This is a genomic window from Undibacterium sp. GrIS 1.8, assembly GCF_040544445.1.
Taxonomy (GTDB): Bacteria; Pseudomonadota; Gammaproteobacteria; order Burkholderiales; family Burkholderiaceae_D; genus Undibacterium.
In genome coordinates, this window is the sequence record NZ_JBEONQ010000051.1 from 1 (window position 1) to 21019 (window position 21019).

A 21019-nucleotide genomic window follows, 5' to 3' on the forward strand; every position below is an offset into this window, starting at 1 on the left:
TTGGTGTGAACACTGCAAAAAGCGGCTTTCCAGCTGGTGAGGTGATGCGCGAACAGGCCGCGCTCACGACACCAGGTATTGAGTGCTTCACCTGTGAGGCCGTAGGTTTCTTGCAGCGCTTGAAGCTGCTCTTCAACACGCCAGTCTTGCGGACGCTTTTCTTTGACGATGCCGGGCAAGTCGTCACGTGTTTGTTTCATTTTTCTTTTCATCCAAATCTTGAGCGTTTGTAGTTTGACGTTCAGCTCTTCAGCGACCGATTGTATCGTGCGGTCGCCACGGGAATATACTTTCACTAGCGCTTGTTCTTTAAATGCGGAAGAATACGTTAAGTTCATTGCTGCCTCTGGTTTAAGAATTTATTTCTAAATTTTAGAGGCGACAACTAGTCTGACACAGGGGGGTAGGGCGCCGTTATAACCTACCGCTTGTATATTTTTATATGCGGGTAGCATTAATGGATGGTTTGAGATCGACTCGAGGATATTGTTGTTTGGGTACCAGAACCAACTGTCACCTATTGCTAATATCGAGGGATAGTTCCCCTCTACCCACTGATCTACTGTTCGATATACCGTCATATTAATCTCCCGCAATTTAAATGATGACTATTTGTTTTTCATTCATTTTTCGTAGTCTGAATCCATTGAGTTGACCAGTTCGCGGACCAATATCAATGCTCATACAAGAAAATACGGTCAACACATTGACCGGTTAACAAAAATATCAAAGCCTTCACTACAACCTCGATTATTGAACGGTGGCAGTCAAGCCTTCTCTCTTACCCCACCGTAACATTAACTCTGCCAGAGTCTTCACGCTATTGTTAACGCCCAGCCCGTGTGGTGGAATATCAAGTACACGGCTACCAACGGCAACACATCCTCTCAACTGAAAGGGCCAATTGGCATTATGAATCTCGCAGAGACTTCTACCCTGTTTACCAGAGGGGATCATTGCCGGTGTGCCAAAAATACCTAGGCTAGGATTATGGAAAACAACCGTCGCACCATGTGCGGGCGAATCATAAGGAATGAGTTGATAGTTCCCGACGGGGATGCAGGATGCATTAGGAAGATTGTTATTCCACGGCTGTTCGCAAGTTGCACAAAATTGTTTGCCATCGATAAACATTATTCCAAACGTTCCCTCGGCGCCAGAAAGAGTTTGGTCACGAACAATGAGGATCTGCATAGGTGCTTTCTGGTATCTGGACTATCGCATTGGGCAGCATTCAAATAACCGAATATGCTTGTTTATGAAAAAAAGAGATCAAGCATGTTTGATATCAAAAAATATAGTCTATTTTCAAAAAAGTGCAAATTTATTATCTTTTGTGAGACTAGCTGCTTACGACAAGTCTTTTAGGTAAGTTCAGAACTTCACATTAATAGTGGCTCGTAACGATTGAACTAACGCATGTTCCCTGTAGAGGATCGGTCTTTTAAAATCGTTAAAATTTCATCAACAAATGATTGTTTTTAAACAAGCAAATGATGAATATTTCCCTGTTATCAAGAAATGAGGCCATTTCTACAACGGTTTATAAATTATTAAATAAACTAGCTTAATTTATAATTAAATTAAAAATAACGGAGTAATATCTTATTAGAATTCTGTAGATTTTCAGTCGTTAGTGTCGATTATTTAACAGCAAACGGAGAGACCAAATCATGTATTCATCCAATGTAAAAAACACTGTAAGACTGATCGTCGTTATTGCCTGCGGTATCTCAGCAAATGCATTTGGGTGGGGTGGCGATGGTCATAAAACGATTGGAGCGATCGCAGATCAAATGTTGGCTGGGTCGCCAACAAGTAAAAAACTCAAAACATTACTTCAGCCTGGGGAAAGCTTATCGAGCATTTCCACTTGGGCTGATTGCGCAAAAGGTTTTACCTATTGCCAGAAAGAGCCCACCCCAGAGCAAAAAGCCTTTGCTACGGCGAATCCGCAGCATCATGATTATCATTACACCGACATTCCCATCGACAGCGTAAGTTACAGCGAGGCGACTTACGGAAAAACGGATCACGATGTTGTGCAAATTCTAAAAGAGAGCATTAGTACTTTACGTGGGAATCCAGGCACGCATCAGTTTTCTAAACGCGAAGCACTGATGTTATTGACACATATGCTCGGCGATCTGCACCAACCCTTACATGTAGGCGCCGTCTATCTGGATGCCAACGGTGCCATCCAAGAACCAACTCAGCCATTGATCGACTCTAAAAAGGTATTTGCAACAGAGGGCGGCAATAAATTACATATTAACGGGACTACGCGAGTCATACATGGTTATTGGGATAGTGACGCGGTAAAGACGATCATGCGTAGAAAAAAAGTGATTGATCCGGCTCATTTAGCAACGGCTTTGCTTGATGCGAACTCGAAACCATTACAAATCAAAGGTGACTTGGATAAAGCAATAGAAACATGGGCCGATGAGTCTCTTACAGACTCCAAATTAGCATTTGATGGTGTTGCGATTGGCAATCATACGGAAAACTATAAAGACCCAAAAGGAGGGGCAACCGACGGATGGGCGATCACGCTTCCGACGATTTATCCCAAGCTAGCTTCTGACATTGCCAGCGATCGACTACTCTTAGCCGGAAAACGATTAGCGGCAGTGTTAGCTCAGATTTTGAAATAAATTCAGAATAAAGTAAAAATGAGATTAACAATGGTTCATCACTTTGATAAATCCATCAAACTAAACCAACACATATTTTTAACAGGAGATTAAAACTCTATGAAAACGTCAATTTTAAAAAAACTTAGCATAGGATTATTTCTAATTTGTACGACAGCATGGGCAGATGACAAAGCTGCTTGTGATGCAGGTAAAGGAACATTTCTTACCGGCACAGTTACCTCAGGTCCTAAATTTAAAAGCGGTAAATTTCTGAAAGGCGTCGAGCTTTCACATACACATTTAATGGTTAAAGTGGATGGGATAAATGACCAATACGATGTCGCGATAGACAATGTGTTTGCTAACGGTTACGTGAAGAATAGCAAAAAAATTCCTGATTCTTTGAGCCAGATTAAGGTTGGTGACGCTCTTGAGCTTTGTGGTCAAGAGTACACCGATGGAACAAAGGGAATTCATTGGGTGCATACCGATTGTAAGGAGCCACCAAGTCCCAGTAAACCAAATGGTTTTATAAAACTTATCGGAAAAGATGGCACGGCTGGAGACAATTTGGAGAGCTTAGAAACTTATTGCGGTCTTTGGAATTCAACGAAGAAATACTGACTTGCTATAGATGCGCAAGCGAGCTAAGGCGCATCTGAACCCGAACGGCAGGTTTGGTGCGCTTTTTTAACAATGACGTGGGAGCGGATATGTTTGGAAGTCAGGTTCTTGAAACGGCAGTGGGTTTGGTATTCTTCTTCCTGTCTTTATCTATCCTCGTGACAGCAATACAGGAATTTATTGCAACCGCTCTGAGATTAAGAGCAAAGTCATTGAATGCGGGTATTTCCGATTTGTTAGAGCTACAAAAAAATTTGGATCCTGTGATTCAAACAATAATTCTACACCCCAGAATTTCTCCCCCAGATAAAAAATTATCCTACTTATCATCACAGGGATTCGCCTCCACGGTGGTGCATGTTCTCAGCGGAGCAGGGGACGCTTCCCAAACTCAATTTGAACGATTAAATTTGGCTATTCATCAGTTGCCTGATGGTAGATTCAAAAAAATTTTGTTATTAGCAGTAGATCGTGCCAACCATGACCTTAAAGTAGTTGAACAAGAAATAGCAGAGTGGTTTGATGAATCAATGGACCATGTTGCAGGACAATTTAAAAGATTTAGCAGTTACTTGAGTTTTGCTTTAGGTGGGATTCTGGCATTCGGATTAAATCTGAATGCACTCGCTGTCTGTAATGCTTTGTGGCAAAGTCCGGTACTTCGGGCACAAGCTATTGCTGCGGCATCAGTAGCGCAAGCGCCCTCGGTAATGACGACGGCATCTTCTGATCAAGTGTTAAAAATGTTTGGATTCCAATATTTTTTTATTAGTTTTCCAACAGGAATCACCTTACTGGGTTGTTTGATTACGGCCTTTGCCATCAGCATGGGGGCGCCATTTTGGTTTGATTTTTTGCAAAATATTCTCAAATTAAATGTCAGAGGTACAGGAGATAAACCAGCACGTTACGACTCACCTTAAATGCAGATTAACAAGGTAGTTATTTAGTAACAGTGACTATTTGGTTTCAAATAAACCCTGAGCTTTAAATGTGATCTAGGAGCCCAAAATGTTGACCAAAACACCGAATGGTTTAGACGAGATTATTGATGTCTTTGGTAGCCTCGACACCCCTAATTTTGAGGCTAAATATATTGAAGCTTTTACGCTTCCTTATCCTTTGTTCTATGAAGGAACTAAAGTGACAAGGGCACGATGCCACTATTTGATCGTAGAGAATTTTCAGCAAGCGTTTGAAAAAATTAAAAATGCTGGATTGCAAGAACAAGTCAAAAATTACAGCGGTATCTTTAATAATCGCCCAATTCGTGGTGAATCAAAACATCCATCAACTCATTCCTGGGGAATTGCAATCGATTTGGAAGCAGACAAGTACCCACTAGGAAGTACACAACGCTTTCCTGACAACATTGTGAAAGTATTCGAAGATGCCGGATTTTTTTATGAGGGCAATTTCGTATCAAGAAAAGATCCAATGCATTTTCAGCTTTGCAAAGGATATTGAAAAAGAGTGCTGTGAGTTTTTGTCCGCTCCGATGTAAGCCGTTCGCGAATTTTATGTTTCATCCTGAAGCTTGGGTCAAACGATGACTAAGAATTACTCACCTGATGAATAATTTCTTGTTTTTTCGATAAAGTATTCTAAAGTGAATTTAGTGTTAAAAAATACACAAATCAATAAAAAATATTGTAGAAGCTTTACATATCCAGTCTTATTTAGCTAATAAAAGGTGTTAATCATGACAGCGCGCCAGAGAATATTTATTGCAGGTCTCGGAGCACTTTTGCCGATTTTGATCTTATTACTTACATTTGACCCTGAGTCTATGGGGACAAAAATAGAAACTTTAAGTATTTATAATATTTTGGGATGGGTGATGCGTGCACTCGCCTTATTTGTTGCCGGTGCGTTAGTGGGTTGGCTCAATGCGAATGAAAATAGACCGATTACTGTGTTTCAAATAGGTATCTCAGCACCTGCTCTGCTCGCATCATTTGTAGTTGGAAGTGCATATAAGCAACCAGAAAATAAGGTTTCGCAAGCGCAAACTTTGTCTCCAATATCGATGCCTCAAAAAGAGAGAATAGAAACCGGTAGTATCACTTCATTTTTTATCAGCAGTGCACAAGCTCAATCTCCCGTCAGTAATATAGCTGCGCCGCAGAAATCCCCAAGCATAATGCAACAAATCTATCAAGGATTTACTGGTCAATATGCTGCAACGCCAATAAAGACTCTAGGCGCAGCTCCTCCCCAAGCTCAGATATTGTTGGTATGGGAAAATGCCTCTCAAGGTAATGTTCCTGCCAAAGCTTTTCAAGCTGGAACAGAAAAAATCGGCAAAGAAGATCTGCCTATTTACATTTGTCGTGCTGAACATATGGATGGGGTTCATCCAGGCAAAATAAGGAAAGGTCTGGCTGGTTGTGATATCACTTTCGGCCACCATGAACTATCGATACCGGTATATCAAGTTCTAATTAGCAGCGCACCGTTAAAATGGACTGCATCTCTTAACGGTGCAGTTCCAGAGAATGCCGTTGTTGGAGGAAAAGATATTCCACCTGCTAGTGAAGACCTTTATCTTTGCAGAGGATCCTATCCCAATGAAAACGGAGTCCATCCAGGAAAAATAAGAAAAAACTTTGGTGGCTGTAGCATTGGCTGGGGAGGGCACATTGCTATCGTAAAGCAGTATGAGGTACTCACTGAGTAAATCAGAGCCCATCGTATGAATATAGTTGTGGCTAAGAATTATCAGATATTGAAGCGCATCAGAGCAATAAGTTCCAATTTGCGGACTTAACTACAGCCAAAGCTTTGGCGTTGGCTCTGTGCGGGGCCGGATAAAACTAGATCTTTTCCATTGCTATCAGTTTCAGCGTGGTAGTCGAAGGTATTCCAGCTGAAAGCGGCGACGATGCCATATTTTTTTCCTGTGTTTTGCAGGGCACACCACTGATTTTTTAAATCCTCTTCCAAAATCATGTAGTCCGCTATGGCTGCGCGTGGACTGGCTCCAAGAATGGCATCAAGTTCGGCGGGTGAGCCTATATTTTTTAGTAATAACTTGATGGTATTGTTAGCTGACTTACCATTGTTGAAGCGAACAATAAAATCCGATATCGGTTTAGCTCCATCGCCATATCCGGCTCGGTATAAATTATCTACTTCTACCGATTCAACACCTAAAGGCTGTAGATCGATTAATTGTTGTTGCAACTGTTTAAAAAAGCCGGTCTGGTTCCACTCCTTCATCCAATTGGCATTATCGTCTTGGCAGTGATCACCAACCGGTACAGAATTGCTAACATAGAGCTTGGCTGCGTTTTGCACACGTAAGCATTCATCTGCACTCCAGCTATTGCCAGTTGGCCCGCCCGGTCCTTCCAAATAAATGTGCAGGCGCCACCCCTGGGCGCGTAAATTTTGTACTCGGCTCAAAAATTCAGTTGAACTAGTATTCCCACCCGCATCTATTCCTGCAATCACGTTAGTGTATTTTGCCAGCGTAGCCTTGGCTTGGCTTGTAGTTAAAACTGTCAGTGGGTCGTGGCCGGAACTGAAATAAAAATAGGTTTGATTGCTGGATGTAGGTGTTAGAACAGGTGTTGGTATTTGGGCTGGCGTTGTAGAAGGTGAGCCACCGCCACCGCAGGCAAGTAGTAAGCTGCACAAAATCAAACTAAAGACAGCACGAGTACTTATACTTAGCATAGCAATAATATTATTAACATTAAAAGTGGAGCGAATTATTTAGCTTTAAAGAGAACACTAAAGTATGATTTTTTCAGATTGTGCAGCAGCGTGGAAAGCGTTTCTCGAATCACTAGCGTTGGCGAAGTACGCCTGAATACGTTGTACATTGTAAACCGGTTCGTGACATGATGAGTAACCGATGTTGCGTTCATTATTTTGAAAACTCTTCATACAATAGCTTTCAATTAGTGATTTTACTAACATCACTCCCGCTGCTTAGTTTTTCGCATAATTTATATTATGTTAAATTAAGAATTAATATCCGAAGGTGGTATAGCTTGAATGCTGATTCATATTGATATATATTCTCATTATCATTTAGCTTTCTCTACACGCAGGATTAATCATGAGCAGTTTGTTGGCTACACCGTCTAACTCCACAACCTTGGATAAGCTTCAGGTTGGCGATTCTGCTTTAGTGACTGAAGTTTCTGAAAATATCATTGCCAGCGCAAAATCTAGTTTTGATGTGGTTCGTCGCTTGAAGGAATTGGGCTTTGTCAAGGGCGAATCAGTAAAGATTTTACACCGGGGTTATTTTGGCGGTGAACCCTTAGCTGTTCGTATCGGGCAATCTACTTTTGCCTTGCGCCGTTTTGAAGCCGCATTAATTGGTGTTGCGAAGGCTGGAATTGCTTAATGAGTCATGCTGAATTTGTTGTCGAGTTGCTTGCACCACGCATCGCATTAGTTGGTAACCCTAATTGTGGGAAAACGGCATTATTCAATCGTTTAACTGGCGCACGGCAAAAAGTTGCTAATTATGCTGGCGTAACGATTGAGCGTAAAGAAGGTAAATTTCGCTCGCCAACTGGACGCACATGGCACGTGTTAGATTTGCCCGGAACATACAGTCTGCATGCCATCACCCCAGATGAAAAAATCACGCAAGATGTGATTACTGGTCAGCGCGCCGATGAGGCTATTCCCGATGCTGTCGTATGCGTTGTTGATGCGACAAATTTAAAGCGCGGATTACGTGTCGCTCTGGAACTGAAAAATCTTGGTATTCCGATGATTTTGGCAGTCAATATGATGGACGTCGCGAGAAAACGCGATATTAATATTGATATCGCTTTACTCCAAACCAGCTTGGGTATTCCAGTTGTTGAAACCGTTGCAGTTAACCCTGACGGTATTGATTTATTGCTGGGCAAGTTAGAAATCCTTGCTGGCACGCTCAAACAATCTGAAATCACGCCATCTACAAAATCGCTTACTGCTGTAACACCCGAATCAATACAAATAGAAGCCAACACCATACTGGCGCGCTGCGTTTCTTACGACGCCAGCAAAGATCATCACTTTAGTTTTAAGTTGGATAGCTTTGTCCTGCATCCATTAATTGGGCCCGTGATTTTTGCGATATTGATGTTTTTGGTTTTTCAGGCTGTATTTGCGTGGGCACAATTGCCGATGGACTTCATCAAATCCTGTGTGGACGCAGCGGGTGCTTTTGTTGAATCGCATATGCAAGTTGGCATGTTACAAGGTTTATTGGTCAAAGGTGTTATTGGCGGTGCTGGGAGTGTATTGGTATTCCTGCCGCAAATTGTGATTCTGTTTTTCTTTATTCTTGTAATGGAAGACTCCGGTTATTTGCCTCGTGCAGCGTTCTTATTGGACAGAGTCATGGGTAAAGTCGGTTTGTCTGGGCGAGCTTTCATCCCCCTGTTATCTAGTTTTGCTTGTGCAATTCCGGGCATCATGGCGACACGGACAATACAAAATCCGCGTGACCGCCTAGTAACAATTATGATCGCTCCGCTCATGACTTGTTCAGCACGTTTGCCGGTTTATACCCTGATTATTGCAGCATTTATTCCTGCCAAAATGCTCGGTGGCTGGCTTAATTTGCAAGGCTTAGTTCTATTTTTATTGTATTTGGCCGGCATAGTGTCTGCAATGTTGGTGGCTTTTGTACTCAAGAAAAAATGGGGCTCATCGGAGCAGCAGCCTTTGATGTTGGAACTACCGGATTATCGCTTACCTAACTCCAGAAATTTGATGATTGGCCTTTGGGAGCGCATTAAGATTTTTGTTACTCGGGTCGGAACAATTATCTTGGCATTGATGATTCTGCTATGGTTTTTGAGCAGTTTTCCTGGCGCTCCAGAAAATGCGGCTCAGCCGCCTATTTATTACAGCATTGCCGGCATACTGGGTCGTATGCTTGAAGTCATATTCGCACCAATCGGATTTAACTGGCAAATTTGTATCGCTCTTGTTCCAGGATTAGCAGCCCGTGAAGTCGCTGTTGCCGCACTAGGAACGGTCTACGCGTTATCACAATCTGGCGATGACTTATCGAATAGTCTTCAGCCCTTGATCGCGCATTCTTGGAGTGTACCGACTGCCCTATCGTTATTAGCCTGGTATGTATTTGCACCGCAATGTATTGCTACATTAAGCGTTGTTAAGCGTGAAACTAATACTTGGCGTTATCCTTTATTGATGGCGGCTTATCTATTTGGTTTGGCTTACTTTGCCTCATTCGTCACTTACAACGTCGCTAAACTATTACTGGGAGCGTAATGTGCAAACTCTGATCACGCTATTACTTTTAAGTATCGCTGCTGTGTATTTGTTCTTAAAGTGGATGCCCGCCTCCGCCAAACAAAAACTAGTACTTTGGATCTTTCAATACTCCCCTTCCCTCGCAAAGTATTTGGGTGCGCCTGCTAGTGGCTGTGGTAGCAGCTGCTCATCGTGTGGCACATGCTCGACTTCCTCCGCATCCGATAAAAACACTGTAAATGAAAAGCCAGTGAAATTCATTCGCCAACTTTAAGCATTGATTCGAACTTGCGCAAAACCGACCCAACTGAGTTATAGAACTTAGTCGTACTAAAAAGTACTAACTTCGGCACTATGCCTTGCTAGGGCAATTTTCCGTAAGTCTTGTTAAAAGATCAGTCTAAGATTTTAATTCTAATTTTGATATTAATTTAATCACTGTATAAAGTGGTCAGTAAAAATTAATTGGTGTATTCTCTGCGGCAACTACAAGGCAGTCGTTGCGCATCGTTCGCTTAGACTGCTATAAATATAAATACATATTCTTGAGACAAACTAAGGCCTTCATACGCATATGAGCGTGACTATTTACGATAAAAGCGACAAAGGTCGCGAAGAGATTGCAACTCGCAAATACCAACTGCCATCGCGGATGAGAACCTTGCTTGTGATGGTTGACGGAAAGCAAACGGTCGATGATCTGCTTAAAAAAGTTGCAGGCCTTGGATTAAATGCACAAAGCATTCAGGACTTAGCCGATCAGGGTTTTATTACGCCGCCTTTATTTGCAGAGCCTGCAGCAAGCTTGACTACGGTTGATTTAGATATCTCAGATAGCATGTCCGAGTCAGTTGATCGCGATTTACCTGCTACCGAACTGATGGATGATGCGACTCGTATTCAGGCCTTAAAGAATTTTTTTAATGAAACCATCAAAATAACCTTGGGCTTACGTGGTTTTACTTTGCAGCTAAAGGTGGAACGTTCTGCGACTTTAGAAGAGTTCCGCGAACTACGGAATCCCTATATTGAGGCAGTGTTGAAAGCAAAAGGTAAAGAAATGGCTCGCAGTCTGAGAGATCGCCTGGATCACCTGCTTTATGCCGGGGATCCAAAATTAGAGAAAATTGTTCCAGATGATGATTAATCAAGACTGAAAAAACAAAAAGCCAGGAATCTCCTGGCTTTTTGTTTGGGTCAAACTATTGAATAAACTAAGTTTACTCAATACCTTGGCTGCTCAAATATTCTTCATAAGTGCCACGGAAATCGATGATGTTATTTTCTTTGATTTCTAAAATACGGTTTGCCAGCGAGGATACAAACTCCCGGTCATGCGATACAAAAATCAGTGTGCCGGCATATTTTTCGAGCGCGATATTTAAAGATTCGATCGACTCCATATCCATATGATTAGTCGGCTCATCCATCAATAAGACGTTATGACGGCCAAGCATTAACTTGCCGTACATCATGCGGCCTTTTTCACCACCGGACAATACTTTGACTGATTTTTTAACGTCGTCGCCGCCAAACAGCAAACGCCCTAATATTGATCTCACTGCCTGATCATCATCGCCTTCTTGGGTCCAGCGACCTATCCAATCCGTCAGATTTTTATCCTCAGAAAATTCCTCTGTCGGATCTTGTGGCATGTAGCCGACATTGGCATTTTCCGCCCATTTCACCAAACCTCGATCTGCACTCAGTTTGCAAATTTCTTCGCCACCGATGCAACGCAATAAAGTCGTCTTACCGATACCATTAGCGCCAATAATCGCAATGCGTTCGCCTGCTTCTACCATCAAATCAAGCTTGCTAAACAAGGTTTTGTCATAGGACTTAGACAAGCCCTGAACTTCCACTGCCAACCGATGCAATTTCTTTTCGCCGTCAAACCGGACAAAAGGATTCTGGCGACTTGATGGCTTAACGTCTTCAATTTTAATCTTGTCGATCTGTTTTGCCCGCGAAGTTGCCTGGCGCGCTTTTGATTTGTTCGCTGAGAAACGGCGTACAAAATCTTGTAATTCTGCGACCTTCTCTTTCGCCTTCGCATTGTTCGACATCTGCTGGGCACGTGCTTGCGAGGACGCAAACATATACTCATCATAATTGCCTGGATATACCTTCAAAGTTCCATAATCCATATCTGCCATATGGGTACAAACTTGATTCAAGAAATGTCGATCATGCGAAATAATGATCATGGTCGAGTTACGGTCATTCAGCGTATCTTCTAACCAGCGAATAGTATTGATGTCCAAGTTATTCGTTGGCTCATCCAGCAGCAAAATATCAGGATTAGAAAACAATGCTTGTGCCAATAACACCCGCAGTTTCCAACCTGGCGCAATGCCACTCATCAAACCCTGATGTTGATCAGTCGGAATACCCGCACCCAACAACAACTCACCTGCTCTTGGTTCCGCTGTGTAACCATCATATTCGGCGAATTTTGCCTCCAGATCGGCGGCTTTCATGTAGTCGTCGTCAGTTGCTTCTGGATTAGCGTAAATCGCGTCGCGCTCGGCCATTGCCGCCCACATTTCTGTGTGCCCCATCATGACTACGTCTAATACGCGCATGTCTTCAAACGCAAATTGATCCTGGCGCAATTTGCCCAGACGTTCATTTTGATCCAACATGACGGTGCCGCTAGATTGCTCTAAATCACCACCCAAAATTTTCATGAAAGTGGATTTTCCACAGCCATTGGCACCAATCAAGCCATAACGATTGCCGTCACCAAACTTGACGGTAATGTTTTCAAACAGCGGCTTAGGGCCAAACTGCATCGTAATATTTGCGGTAGAAAGCATGTGTGTATTTTTACTCTTCTCTTAATAATCAATAACTTGTGCGATAGTTTTAAACCAAATTAATATGGATTAAAGACTAATTTTGATCTAAATTCATTCCAAATCAGCAAATCTGAACAACCGTATTTGCTCAAATAATGAGATTTTTTTCAGCTTAAATAAGATTTTACCCCAGCTCTGCTACTGCTTATGACGTTTATGCTGCATTGGCATATAACAATAGTGCAATAAAGTATTTTTTGGCACTATACTCAGTTTGCTCAAAAGTTGTTATGCGTGTTTTTTTTAAACAGAGAAGCGTATGGAACTCAATGCGACAAACCAATTAGACCAACTAGTCAAGCCAAACTGCTCTGGTTCAATAAGAAATATCAGGCGGCATTTCATCACAACTTTTTCCCGTTCATTTGCAGTAATTTTCTTAATTGCCGCCATCACCGCACTTATACCTACGCCCTCTTCCGCACAGAAGATATCTACGGTAGACCTGCTCTGGGATGGCCCTGTCGAAGGTCCGGTAAAACAGCCTGGGAAAAAGATTGTTTTTATTTCTCAGGACTTCAGAAATGGTGGCATTACCAGTGCCTACCGGGGCTTATATCTGGCGGCCATAGAACTTGGCTGGGAATTGAGTTTAGTCGACAGCAAAAATGATGTCGCCATTTTACGTGCCGAAATTAATGCCGCGATTCAGTCACATCAAGATGCCATCGTATTTGGTGGCATGCAAATTACGGATGAGCTTCAAGACTTGGTTGCAATTGCCAAACAGGCCAAAATCGTCTTGGCCGGATGGCATGCTGCCGAAAAACCCGGACAGACCAAAGACCTGTTAATTAATATCGCCACGCAGTCTGATGAAGTCGGTAAAAAAGCTGCTGAATATGTCATCCAAAATAGTGGCGCTGAGGTCGGCGTTATTATTTTTAATGACAGCCGCTTTGCCATCGCCAACGCAAAAAATCTGGCGATGGTCTTAAGCTTGATGACTTGTAACCGATGCAAAATCTTGTCGATCGAAGATATACCTATCCCCAATGCCAACAAAGAAGTACCGGTGGCGGTGCAACGGCTTGATCAGCTTTATGGGAAAAAATGGACGCATACACTGGCAATCAATGATGCGTATTTTGATGCGATGAATGTCGCACTAAACTTAATTAGCCGTAAAGACATCAAAAATATTTCGGCCGGTGATGGCTCTTATATCGCGCTTAGCCGCATCAAATCCGGCAGCTCCCAGCAAGTTGCAACGGTGGCAGAGCCATTTGGCATACAAGGCTGGCAATTGGCTGATGAACTTAACCGTGCTTTTGCTGGTCGGCCTTTGAGCGGTTATCAAAGTAAGCCAATATTGATTACCGCTCAGTTATTACAACAGCTTAAAGGTGCCGATATCGATTCTGGAATACCCTACAAAGAAGCCTATTCATTGATATGGAGAGGCAAGACGCCATCCAAATAAAGCTATCCTGCATCGGGTAGTTTTATATCACTTTAAAAAATCAGCACATAAGCTACAGCCATTGCAAAGCATAAAAACGGTACCGAATAGTAATGAAATGTCAGCCAGGCTTTGCGATTTTCTGCCATGCGCAAGGCGATCAGATTTGCCAAAGAGCCAACCACAAAACCAAAGCCGCCGATGTTTACGCCGTAGGCTAATACACGCCAGTCCTCAGAATACTCTGCCAAAGCGATCGCAGCCGGTACATTACTGATCACTTGTGATGCGGCGATACTGGTCCAATACAAATGCCGTGTGATATTTAAATCTAGTCTGGAGATTAAATGATGGACTACATCCAGACTGACGAACAAGCGTAAGTCGACAAACATCAAGATAAATACCAACAGCAAACCCCAATCAACCTGGGTCAATACCTTGGGGCGCAATAATAAAAAAATTAAAATCACCGCAGTAATTGCCCATACGGTCTGGTGCAAATCGGTGGCGATCAAAAATGGAATATACAGTGCGATCGAGGCAATAAATAGAGGGCGATCAAGCGCTTGCACCGTTGATTTATCTTGATTTTGTGTGACAGCTTGATTCGGAAAAATTACGATCGTCAGCGCAATCAGTGCCACCACCGACAGCAGCACCAAGGGCAGCATATGCAAGACAAACTGGCCGAAGGATACGCCGGACAATTGCCATAGAAATAAATTTTGTGGATTACCAATTGGCGTTAATGCAGAGCCAGCGTTGACAGCCAGTGCCTCGAAAATAATCAGCTTGGGCGCCGACATACCGTTTAAGCGACACACGCCTAGTGTGAGTGGCACGACAACGAACAATGCCACGTCGTTGGTTAATAGCGTTGATAACATCGCTGCCGCCATCACAAAACATAGTGCAGTCGCACGCTCCGTCGCCATCAAGGTGATCAGATACAAACCAAGGCGATGCAATGATCCGCTGATCTCCAGCCCTTTAGTCAAAATCAGCAAACCAGTTAAAGCAGCAATTGTTGGCCAATCAACCAGGCTGGGATAACTGCTGATTTTATCTGGCGCGATCAAGGTCAGCACGATCAAAGCCACAAGTAAAATCAGCAATAAGACGTCCTCAATCAGTGCGGATACGGTGCGTTTTAAATGATGCTTGATGCAATCTGTCAGGGTTGGTGTAAGCATGGACGATATTCTTGGTTCGTTCATTTGAGGTCTATTAATTAATATACTCCCCATTATATTTTAAAATAATGCCTCATTGTCCAATGATTATATGGACATCTACAATATACTCGTATGGTGTATCTATACAGGACGAACGTGGCAATAGATAAGGAATATGAGTTTTACGATAATCCACATGCCATTTATTTACTAATTTGCTGTTGAAGCGGCTAATGTAGGCTGCTTTAATTCTGCCTCTAAAGCCTGAACTCGCTGCAGCAATGTAAGTGCCAAGCTCAGCCCATTACGGTCAAGTTGAAAGTCGTCGCGCAGTCTGCGTGCCATTTTGACGGTCATCACATAGTGAAGATAAAAAAACCTCGGATTAGCGTTGCGATCTTGCGGAACAATAATCTCATGGTTAATTAAGTCCTCGATTTCTTCCAAGGACAAACCTGAGACTTCGATCAAATGATCGATTTGGCAAACATCAACATCATTCAGCCAGATGGATTGGTCTATTTCTCTGTTCATGAATGTGCCCCTGATACAAAATGCTGACGTGGATTAAAGTCAGATGCCGCCGCTAATTGCTCAAATAGTTCCTGCTCGCGCGGAGTGACCGTTTTTGGAATCTGAATTTGGACGACGGCATATAGCGCACCTATATCGCCATTAGCGGATGACAGACCACGCTTAGCCAGCCGTAATTTTTGTCCGCCGATGGTACCTGGCTTGATGGTCAGTTCTACTGCACCTGCCAGAGTTGGGAGCTGTATGGTTTTACCTAACACCGCCTCCCAAGGTGTCAGTGGCAGATCCATATACAAATCGCGACCACTCAGCCGATACAGGGGATGCGATTGAAACACCAAGGCAACAAATAAATCGCCAGTCCGTCCGCCATTTATACCTGGCCCACCCTTGGCGACTAGCCGCAAGCGTTGACCGTCCACGGCTGCTTTGGGAATCGTGACGCGAAAAGTGCGTGCCACTCTATGCGCCAAACCATTTTGGTCATACTCAGGCAACTCAGCACGGACATCAATTTCTGCGCCGCTAACAAGCTGCTCCAATGATACGGATGCAGTAATCTCATAATCTTGCCCGGCTTGCGGCACAGCTTGTCGCGGCTGATGAGTCCGTCGCCCACCGCCAAAATTAGCAAACAGATCGGATAAATCAACATCATTAAAATCGGCTTCACCCGCATTAAAATGCTGCTGCCAGTCCGGTGGTGGCGTAAATTTTTCACCCGATGGACGCTTACCCAAATCGTCGTAGGCTTGTCTCTTCTCAGCGTTTTTTAAAACAGCATAGGCTTCCCCTATCTCCTGGAATTTCTCTTTACCTTTTGGGTCTTTAGAAATATCGGGATGATATTGATGAGCAAGTTTGCGATACGCCCTCTTAATATCTGCTTCTGTCGCCGTGCGCTCCAATCCCATGATCTGATAATAATCTTTGAATTTCATTAGAAGCCTTGAGTGATCGCCAGGTGCTGGATAGCTTCTGATTTTAAATGGGATACCAACAAATATGCGTGCGGCATCGCACCGACTAGTCAAATTAGTTAGCGTATTTTTGATTTAAATCAAACATCAAGAGAGATACCATGACACACATTATTGCGGGACGATTGCAACAGAAGGCGCAGGTTGAGCATGCAATCAATCAATTAATCAATTAATACATGCCGGTTTTGCCGAACAACAAATAAGTTCCTTCTAAGTTAACCCGTCAGGACAACATAATTTATATCCCATCGGCGGTGATCAGGGGGTATCACCTGGCGCCAAAGAAACTGGCGAAGGTGCCATGCAAGGCGCCGCGACTGGCGGTGCTGTTGGCTCAGATGTCGGCATCGCAGGCGTTCCTTTAACTGGTCCTGTCAGTGCTGTACTGGGTGCACTAGTCGGAGCGCATATTGGCTCTCTGATCGGTGGATTATCCAAAACCAAAGAGAAAGGCGAGAAAGAAGAAGGCGAAGAAAATAAATCTAACATACGACAATCCGGCATGGTGGTCGCCGTTAGTGTAAATAGTGCGGACAAAGAAAACGCCGCAATTACCCCACTTCTAAAATTGGGTGCCAATCAGATCGAAAGAGCCGAATGCAATATTACAGACGGCAATTGACAGGACTTTGATCCGCTTAAATCACCCGAATTAAACAAAGCCTCAATGCAAACTTAATTCAGATATAGGATCTAATAAACATACCATGACGATAAAAGTAAAATCCAGCAAGAGTAGCGTCAAGAAAGATGTCAATAACGGTACTAATCTTTTGTTACCACATGATCATGATGAGGTATCAGCGAACGCCGTTATCAAACCTGATAAAAAAATGAAGCAGGCATTTGTTGACCTAGAACGCGGCTTAGTAGACACCGATTTGCGCGGAGAACGTGGAGTTGAAGAGGTAGTGACATCAAAAAAGATGCTGAAAAATAAGCGAGAAATTGCCGTGAAAACCGAACCAGACATCAAGTCAAAAAAGACGTAAAAGCACATATAAAAACGTGTTAAAAATTTTATATAACACGCTTAACTCTCCCGACTATTATTGACACCAAGTGTAAAGTTCAACACGCAAATGAAAATATACTCCTAATTAGTATATTTTAATCGTCCATATAATCATTCGACAATAAGGCATTTTTATTAATTTTTGTTGGGAGTATATAAAACTCTCTTGGCAAAAATGGATATCTCTCAATACATTTCCCACACCAGTTTGCGGTTATTTTTTCTTGATCTTAGGCGTGCTTGACTGCACTGTTGTCTTTGGTAGTGATGGCGGAACCGATATCTCGACTGCAATCGCATCGCTGGCAGGAAAACTCTCTTTTAACGCCTCATCTAGCGCGCTGTCAGCATGACTCTCCCCTGTCAATACATTGCTATCGTCTTTATGCGTTGGCAACGGGAAAGGTGTTTTTTTGGTTTTCAATCGGATACCTTTTAGGGAGTGACTAATACGAGGATGACATTGATCAACAACGATACCGGTGCAGAGTCACAGCGAGACGCGCCAGAGACCTCCAACATCAAGGTCTCTGGGCCTGATCATCTTCAGGCGCAACGAACATTTAGCAAACATTTAGCGACCGCTGACCGAACAAGTGACGACAACTTATTTATGCTCTTTGACCTCTTCAAACTCCGCATCAACTACATCATCTTGCTGTTCTTCCTGCTTAGACGAGTGGGAAGCAGAATCGTTGCTTGCTGCGCCGGAATGCTGAGCAGACTGTTTTGCAGCCGCATTGGCTTGCATCTTATCTCCCAACTTTTGTGCTGAGCTGGATAAAGCAGAAATCTTGCTATCGATATCGGCCTTGTCTGCGCTTTTTAAGGATAACTCCAATTCCGCAATATGTTTCTCAATAGCGTCTTTTTCCGAAGTATCCAATGTTGTACCGTATTCAAGCATCGATTTATTGGTATTGTGGATCAAAGTATCTGCGTGATTTCTGGACTCTGTTAATTCTTTTAGCTTCCTGTCATCTTCTGCATTGACTTCGGCGTCTTTCACCATTTTCTGGATTTCTGCTTCAGTCAGACCCGAATTGGCTTTGATCGTAATTCGATTTTCTTTGCCGGTCGCTTTGTCTTTGGCACCGACATGCAAAATACCGTTGGCATCAATATCAAAGCTCACTTCAATTTGTGGCGTGCCGCGCGAGGATGGTGGAATGCCTTCCAGATTAAATTCCCCCAATGCTTTGTTTTTGGCAGCGATTTCCCGCTCACCCTGAAATACTTTGATCGTCACCGCATTCTGATTGTCATCTGCAGTAGAAAATACCTGGCTAAATTTAGTCGGAATCGTGGTATTTTTTTGTATCATCATCGTCATCATGCCCCCCAGCGTTTCTATCCCTAACGATAAAGGCGTGACATCGAGCAGTAAAAGATCTTTCTGATCACCCGACAATACGGCACCCTGAATTGCTGCGCCAACCGCTACCGCCTCATCAGGATTAATATCTTTGCGTGGCTCTTTACCAAAAAATTCTTTTACTTTTTCCTGTACTTTTGGCATACGTGTCATGCCACCCACTAAAATAATATCGTCGATATCTGCCACACTGATACCGGCATCCTTCATCGCCGTTCTGCAAGGGGCAATGGTGGCCTCGATTAATTCCTCTACCAGAGATTCTAATTTGGCACGGGTTATTTTCATGGTCAGATGCACTGGTGCACCATTTGCCATGGCAATGTACGGCTCGTTGATTTCTGTCTGCTGGGCAGAAGATAATTCAATTTTTGCGCGCTCCGCAGAGGCTTTAATCCTTTGTAACGCAATCGGATCTTTTTTAAGATCAATACCGTTGATTTTGTTGAAGTCGTCAATAATGAAATCAATAATGCGCTGATCAAAATCCTCGCCACCTAAAAAGGTATCGCCGTTGGTGGACATTACTTCAAATTGTCTTTCGTTATCGACTTCTGCAATTTCTATAATCGATACGTCAAACGTACCACCGCCCAAGTCATAGACCGCAATTTTACGATCACCCTTCTCTTTTTTATCAAGACCAAATGCCAGAGCAGCTGCAGTCGGTTCGTTGATAATGCGCTTGACATCTAGCCCAGCAATGCGTCCGGCGTCTTTAGTCGCTTGTCTCTGAGCGTCATTAAAATAAGCCGGTACAGTAATCACTGCCTCGGTCACTTCTGTCCCAAGATAATCTTCTGCTGTCTTTTTCATCTTGCGCAATATCTCGGCTGAAATCTGCGGTGGTGCAAGCTTTTTATCTCTGACGCTAATCCATGCGTCGCCGTTATCCGCTTTGATAATTTGGAATGGCATGAGTCCTATATCTTTTTGGACTTCTTTCTCATCAAATTTACGTCCGATCAAACGCTTGACCGCGAATAGCGTATTTTTGGGATTAATCACTGCCTGCCGTTTTGCGGAGGCACCGACCAGAATTTCTCCGTCTTCTTGATAGGCGATGATGGATGGGGTGGTACGTGCACCTTCTGCGTTTTCAATGACTTTTGGTTGCCCGTTTTCCATAATTGCAACGCAGGAATTGGTTGTTCCAAGATCAATGCCAATAATTTTGCTCATGATATGTCGTCCTTTTAGATGATACTTGTTCAGGACTTATAAAAAACCGCCCCAGTTGCCTTGTAGCTGCCTTTCGTACTAACTAAGGCACCAAATACTGATTTGCCACTACGCCTTACCTGGACGATTTTGCATAAGTCCTATTGTTATTAACTGAGAAGAGAAAATCGTGTCGCTGGTGCAAACGTTATTGACATTGACACCGTAACTCAAGACCACATCGACCACTGAGTTCGTGATAAATCAGGTAATGATGCTTTCCATTGAATGCTTCATGCGAACGAACGCTTTATTGACATCAGCCTCAAAATTTTTCCATTTTTTTGCCTCTGCACGCTTCATTGCAGTCAGCTTATCTTCAGCCAATTTAACGTCTTGCTGCAGAGTCTGTAATTGCTGATCAAGCTTAGTTTTTGCTTCACCCGAGAGGGTTGCAGATTTTTTTTGAATCTCTGCGATTTTTGCTTTTGCTTTGCTCAGATCTTGTTCAGCGTTTGCTAAAAACAGATCGCGTTTTGCGGTGTCACTAGCGTAATTAAATGGAGGCATTGCCTTTACCGCCTCTTTAGATGCACCCGGTAAAATTAATTTGCCGTCCTGTTCGATAATTTGCGGTGAGGGGATGCTCACATTATGCTGACTAAGTCCGATAAACCCACCTACAGCAATAATCAGATAAGACACATTCTTCTCCGGTGTGATGATCAGATCCTCGACCTTACCGATTTTTTCTCCAGTCTCGTTATAAACTGATTTGCCTAAAATACTTTTTTTGGCACTCCAACCAGTCGCAACTTGCTGCACTTCCGATACCGTCATACCGATCATGGTGGTAGATCCAGCAACTTGTGCGCTAGCAACGCCAGTGCCTGTGAACATTAATACGCTTGAGATCGCCAGCGTGCTTGCAATGGCGATGAGGATTTTATTTTTTCGGAGTTTCATTTTTTTCTTTTCTATCAATTTAGGTGAGAAGGAAAATC

21 protein-coding genes are annotated in these 21019 nt (G+C 43.1%); 11 read left to right on the plus strand and 10 right to left on the minus strand.

The window, feature by feature from the left end:
* Both AAKU64_RS18715 and AAKU64_RS18720 read right to left on the minus strand, forming a co-directional pair.
* Positions 1-338 (minus strand): transposase (locus tag AAKU64_RS18715; protein WP_354362659.1); only part of this gene is annotated, 338 nt, incomplete at its 3' end.
* 412 nt (positions 339-750) lie between these two features.
* Positions 751-1194, minus strand: a complete 444-nt coding sequence (locus AAKU64_RS18720) for a DUF5675 family protein (RefSeq protein WP_354335161.1) — start codon at positions 1192-1194, stop codon at positions 751-753.
* A gap of 479 nt (positions 1195-1673) precedes the next feature.
* Between AAKU64_RS18720 and AAKU64_RS18725 the strand changes: the two genes are divergently transcribed.
* The 5 genes from AAKU64_RS18725 (at position 1674) to AAKU64_RS18745 (ending at position 5943) form a co-directional block, all read left to right on the plus strand.
* Positions 1674-2657, plus strand: a complete 984-nt coding sequence (locus AAKU64_RS18725; protein ID WP_354362660.1) for a S1/P1 nuclease — start codon at positions 1674-1676, stop codon at positions 2655-2657.
* Positions 2658-2756: 99 nt separating this feature from the next.
* Positions 2757-3263: a hypothetical protein gene (locus AAKU64_RS18730; RefSeq protein WP_354335157.1), complete on the plus strand. Its 507-nt coding sequence runs from the start codon at positions 2757-2759 to the stop codon at positions 3261-3263.
* Positions 3264-3352: 89 nt separating this feature from the next.
* Positions 3353-4186: a hypothetical protein gene (locus AAKU64_RS18735; RefSeq protein WP_354335155.1), complete on the plus strand. Its 834-nt coding sequence runs from the start codon at positions 3353-3355 to the stop codon at positions 4184-4186.
* An 88-nt stretch (positions 4187-4274) separates the two neighbouring features.
* Positions 4275-4730 (plus strand): M15 family metallopeptidase, encoded by a 456-nt coding sequence (locus AAKU64_RS18740; RefSeq protein WP_354335153.1) that lies wholly within the window; start codon positions 4275-4277, stop codon positions 4728-4730.
* A 235-nt stretch (positions 4731-4965) separates the two neighbouring features.
* A complete protein-coding gene (locus AAKU64_RS18745) occupies positions 4966-5943 on the plus strand; it encodes a DUF3421 domain-containing protein (RefSeq protein ID WP_354362661.1) in 978 nt (325 codons plus the stop codon).
* An 86-nt stretch (positions 5944-6029) separates the two neighbouring features.
* Here AAKU64_RS18745 and AAKU64_RS18750 read toward each other — a convergent pair whose 3' ends face one another.
* Complete coding sequence (locus AAKU64_RS18750; protein WP_354362662.1) at positions 6030-6944, minus strand: hypothetical protein; 915 nt, start codon at positions 6942-6944, stop codon at positions 6030-6032.
* Between the two features lie 388 nt (positions 6945-7332).
* On the opposite strand from AAKU64_RS18750, the gene AAKU64_RS18755 reads away from it, so the two are divergent.
* The 3 genes from AAKU64_RS18755 (at position 7333) to AAKU64_RS18765 (ending at position 10650) form a co-directional block, all read left to right on the plus strand.
* Positions 7333-7626: a FeoA family protein gene (locus AAKU64_RS18755; RefSeq protein ID WP_354335145.1), complete on the plus strand. Its 294-nt coding sequence runs from the start codon at positions 7333-7335 to the stop codon at positions 7624-7626.
* Complete coding sequence (gene feoB / locus AAKU64_RS18760) at positions 7626-9521, plus strand: ferrous iron transporter B (RefSeq protein ID WP_354335143.1); 1896 nt, start codon at positions 7626-7628, stop codon at positions 9519-9521. The genes AAKU64_RS18755 and feoB overlap by 1 nt, the downstream gene beginning before the upstream one ends.
* 556 nt (positions 9522-10077) lie before the next feature.
* Positions 10078-10650 carry a hypothetical protein gene (locus tag AAKU64_RS18765; protein WP_354335141.1) on the plus strand — a complete coding sequence of 191 codons (573 nt, stop codon included), beginning with the start codon at positions 10078-10080 and terminating at the stop codon, positions 10648-10650.
* A gap of 73 nt (positions 10651-10723) precedes the next feature.
* Here the strand turns inward: AAKU64_RS18765 and AAKU64_RS18770 are convergent, their stop codons facing one another.
* Positions 10724-12325, minus strand: coding sequence for an ABC-F family ATPase (locus AAKU64_RS18770; protein WP_354335139.1), 1602 nt, complete (start codon positions 12323-12325; stop codon positions 10724-10726).
* 301 nt (positions 12326-12626) lie between these two features.
* Between AAKU64_RS18770 and AAKU64_RS18775 the strand changes: the two genes are divergently transcribed.
* Positions 12627-13790 (plus strand): substrate-binding domain-containing protein, encoded by a 1164-nt coding sequence (locus tag AAKU64_RS18775; RefSeq protein WP_354362663.1) that lies wholly within the window; start codon positions 12627-12629, stop codon positions 13788-13790.
* Between the two features lie 32 nt (positions 13791-13822).
* Here the strand turns inward: AAKU64_RS18775 and AAKU64_RS18780 are convergent, their stop codons facing one another.
* The 3 genes from AAKU64_RS18780 to AAKU64_RS18790 form a co-directional block, all read right to left on the minus strand.
* Positions 13823-14965: an SLC13 family permease gene (locus AAKU64_RS18780; protein ID WP_354335136.1), complete on the minus strand. Its 1143-nt coding sequence runs from the start codon at positions 14963-14965 to the stop codon at positions 13823-13825.
* A 192-nt stretch (positions 14966-15157) separates the two neighbouring features.
* On the minus strand, positions 15158-15481 hold the full coding sequence (locus tag AAKU64_RS18785; RefSeq protein ID WP_354335134.1) for a chaperone modulator CbpM: 324 nt from the start codon (positions 15479-15481) through the stop codon (positions 15158-15160).
* Positions 15478-16422, minus strand: coding sequence for a DnaJ C-terminal domain-containing protein (locus tag AAKU64_RS18790; RefSeq protein WP_354335132.1), 945 nt, complete (start codon positions 16420-16422; stop codon positions 15478-15480). The genes AAKU64_RS18785 and AAKU64_RS18790 overlap by 4 nt, the downstream gene beginning before the upstream one ends.
* Before the next feature lie 343 nt (positions 16423-16765).
* On the opposite strand from AAKU64_RS18790, the gene AAKU64_RS18795 reads away from it, so the two are divergent.
* Both AAKU64_RS18795 and AAKU64_RS18800 read left to right on the plus strand, forming a co-directional pair.
* Positions 16766-17086 carry a hypothetical protein gene (locus AAKU64_RS18795; protein ID WP_354362664.1) on the plus strand — a complete coding sequence of 107 codons (321 nt, stop codon included), beginning with the start codon at positions 16766-16768 and terminating at the stop codon, positions 17084-17086.
* Between the two features lie 85 nt (positions 17087-17171).
* Positions 17172-17456 carry a hypothetical protein gene (locus AAKU64_RS18800; protein WP_354335321.1) on the plus strand — a complete coding sequence of 95 codons (285 nt, stop codon included), beginning with the start codon at positions 17172-17174 and terminating at the stop codon, positions 17454-17456.
* Between the two features lie 237 nt (positions 17457-17693).
* Here the strand turns inward: AAKU64_RS18800 and AAKU64_RS18805 are convergent, their stop codons facing one another.
* From AAKU64_RS18805 to AAKU64_RS18815, 3 genes are all read right to left on the minus strand, one after another.
* Positions 17694-17903 (minus strand): hypothetical protein, encoded by a 210-nt coding sequence (locus AAKU64_RS18805; protein ID WP_354335323.1) that lies wholly within the window; start codon positions 17901-17903, stop codon positions 17694-17696.
* A gap of 183 nt (positions 17904-18086) precedes the next feature.
* The gene (dnaK, locus tag AAKU64_RS18810; protein WP_354335325.1) at positions 18087-20036 is read right to left on the minus strand and encodes a molecular chaperone DnaK; all 1950 of its coding nucleotides are present in this window, start codon (positions 20034-20036) and stop codon (positions 18087-18089) included.
* A gap of 243 nt (positions 20037-20279) precedes the next feature.
* On the minus strand, positions 20280-20981 hold the full coding sequence (locus tag AAKU64_RS18815; RefSeq protein WP_354362665.1) for a PRC-barrel domain-containing protein: 702 nt from the start codon (positions 20979-20981) through the stop codon (positions 20280-20282).
* Between the last annotated feature and the right edge of the window lie 38 nt (positions 20982-21019).

Coding starts and splice junctions, on each gene's coding strand:
- AAKU64_RS18815 (WP_354362665.1), bottom strand. CDS start 20,981: ATGAAACTCCGAAAAAATAAAATCCTCATCGCCATTGCAAGCACGCTG.
- AAKU64_RS18750 (WP_354362662.1), bottom strand. CDS start 6,944: ATGCTAAGTATAAGTACTCGTGCTGTCTTTAGTTTGATTTTGTGCAGC.
- AAKU64_RS18775 (WP_354362663.1), top strand. CDS start 12,627: ATGGAACTCAATGCGACAAACCAATTAGACCAACTAGTCAAGCCAAAC.
- AAKU64_RS18790 (WP_354335132.1), bottom strand. CDS start 16,422: ATGAAATTCAAAGATTATTATCAGATCATGGGATTGGAGCGCACGGCG.
- AAKU64_RS18780 (WP_354335136.1), bottom strand. CDS start 14,965: ATGCTTACACCAACCCTGACAGATTGCATCAAGCATCATTTAAAACGC.
- AAKU64_RS18755 (WP_354335145.1), top strand. CDS start 7,333: ATGAGCAGTTTGTTGGCTACACCGTCTAACTCCACAACCTTGGATAAG.
- feoB (WP_354335143.1), top strand. CDS start 7,626: ATGAGTCATGCTGAATTTGTTGTCGAGTTGCTTGCACCACGCATCGCA.
- AAKU64_RS18725 (WP_354362660.1), top strand. CDS start 1,674: ATGTATTCATCCAATGTAAAAAACACTGTAAGACTGATCGTCGTTATT.
- AAKU64_RS18740 (WP_354335153.1), top strand. CDS start 4,275: ATGTTGACCAAAACACCGAATGGTTTAGACGAGATTATTGATGTCTTT.
- AAKU64_RS18720 (WP_354335161.1), bottom strand. CDS start 1,194: ATGCAGATCCTCATTGTTCGTGACCAAACTCTTTCTGGCGCCGAGGGA.
- AAKU64_RS18745 (WP_354362661.1), top strand. CDS start 4,966: ATGACAGCGCGCCAGAGAATATTTATTGCAGGTCTCGGAGCACTTTTG.
- dnaK (WP_354335325.1), bottom strand. CDS start 20,036: ATGAGCAAAATTATTGGCATTGATCTTGGAACAACCAATTCCTGCGTT.
- AAKU64_RS18795 (WP_354362664.1), top strand. CDS start 16,766: ATGCAAGGCGCCGCGACTGGCGGTGCTGTTGGCTCAGATGTCGGCATC.
- AAKU64_RS18765 (WP_354335141.1), top strand. CDS start 10,078: ATGAGCGTGACTATTTACGATAAAAGCGACAAAGGTCGCGAAGAGATT.
- AAKU64_RS18785 (WP_354335134.1), bottom strand. CDS start 15,481: ATGAACAGAGAAATAGACCAATCCATCTGGCTGAATGATGTTGATGTT.
- AAKU64_RS18735 (WP_354335155.1), top strand. CDS start 3,353: ATGTTTGGAAGTCAGGTTCTTGAAACGGCAGTGGGTTTGGTATTCTTC.
- AAKU64_RS18800 (WP_354335321.1), top strand. CDS start 17,172: ATGACGATAAAAGTAAAATCCAGCAAGAGTAGCGTCAAGAAAGATGTC.
- AAKU64_RS18730 (WP_354335157.1), top strand. CDS start 2,757: ATGAAAACGTCAATTTTAAAAAAACTTAGCATAGGATTATTTCTAATT.
- AAKU64_RS18770 (WP_354335139.1), bottom strand. CDS start 12,325: ATGCTTTCTACCGCAAATATTACGATGCAGTTTGGCCCTAAGCCGCTG.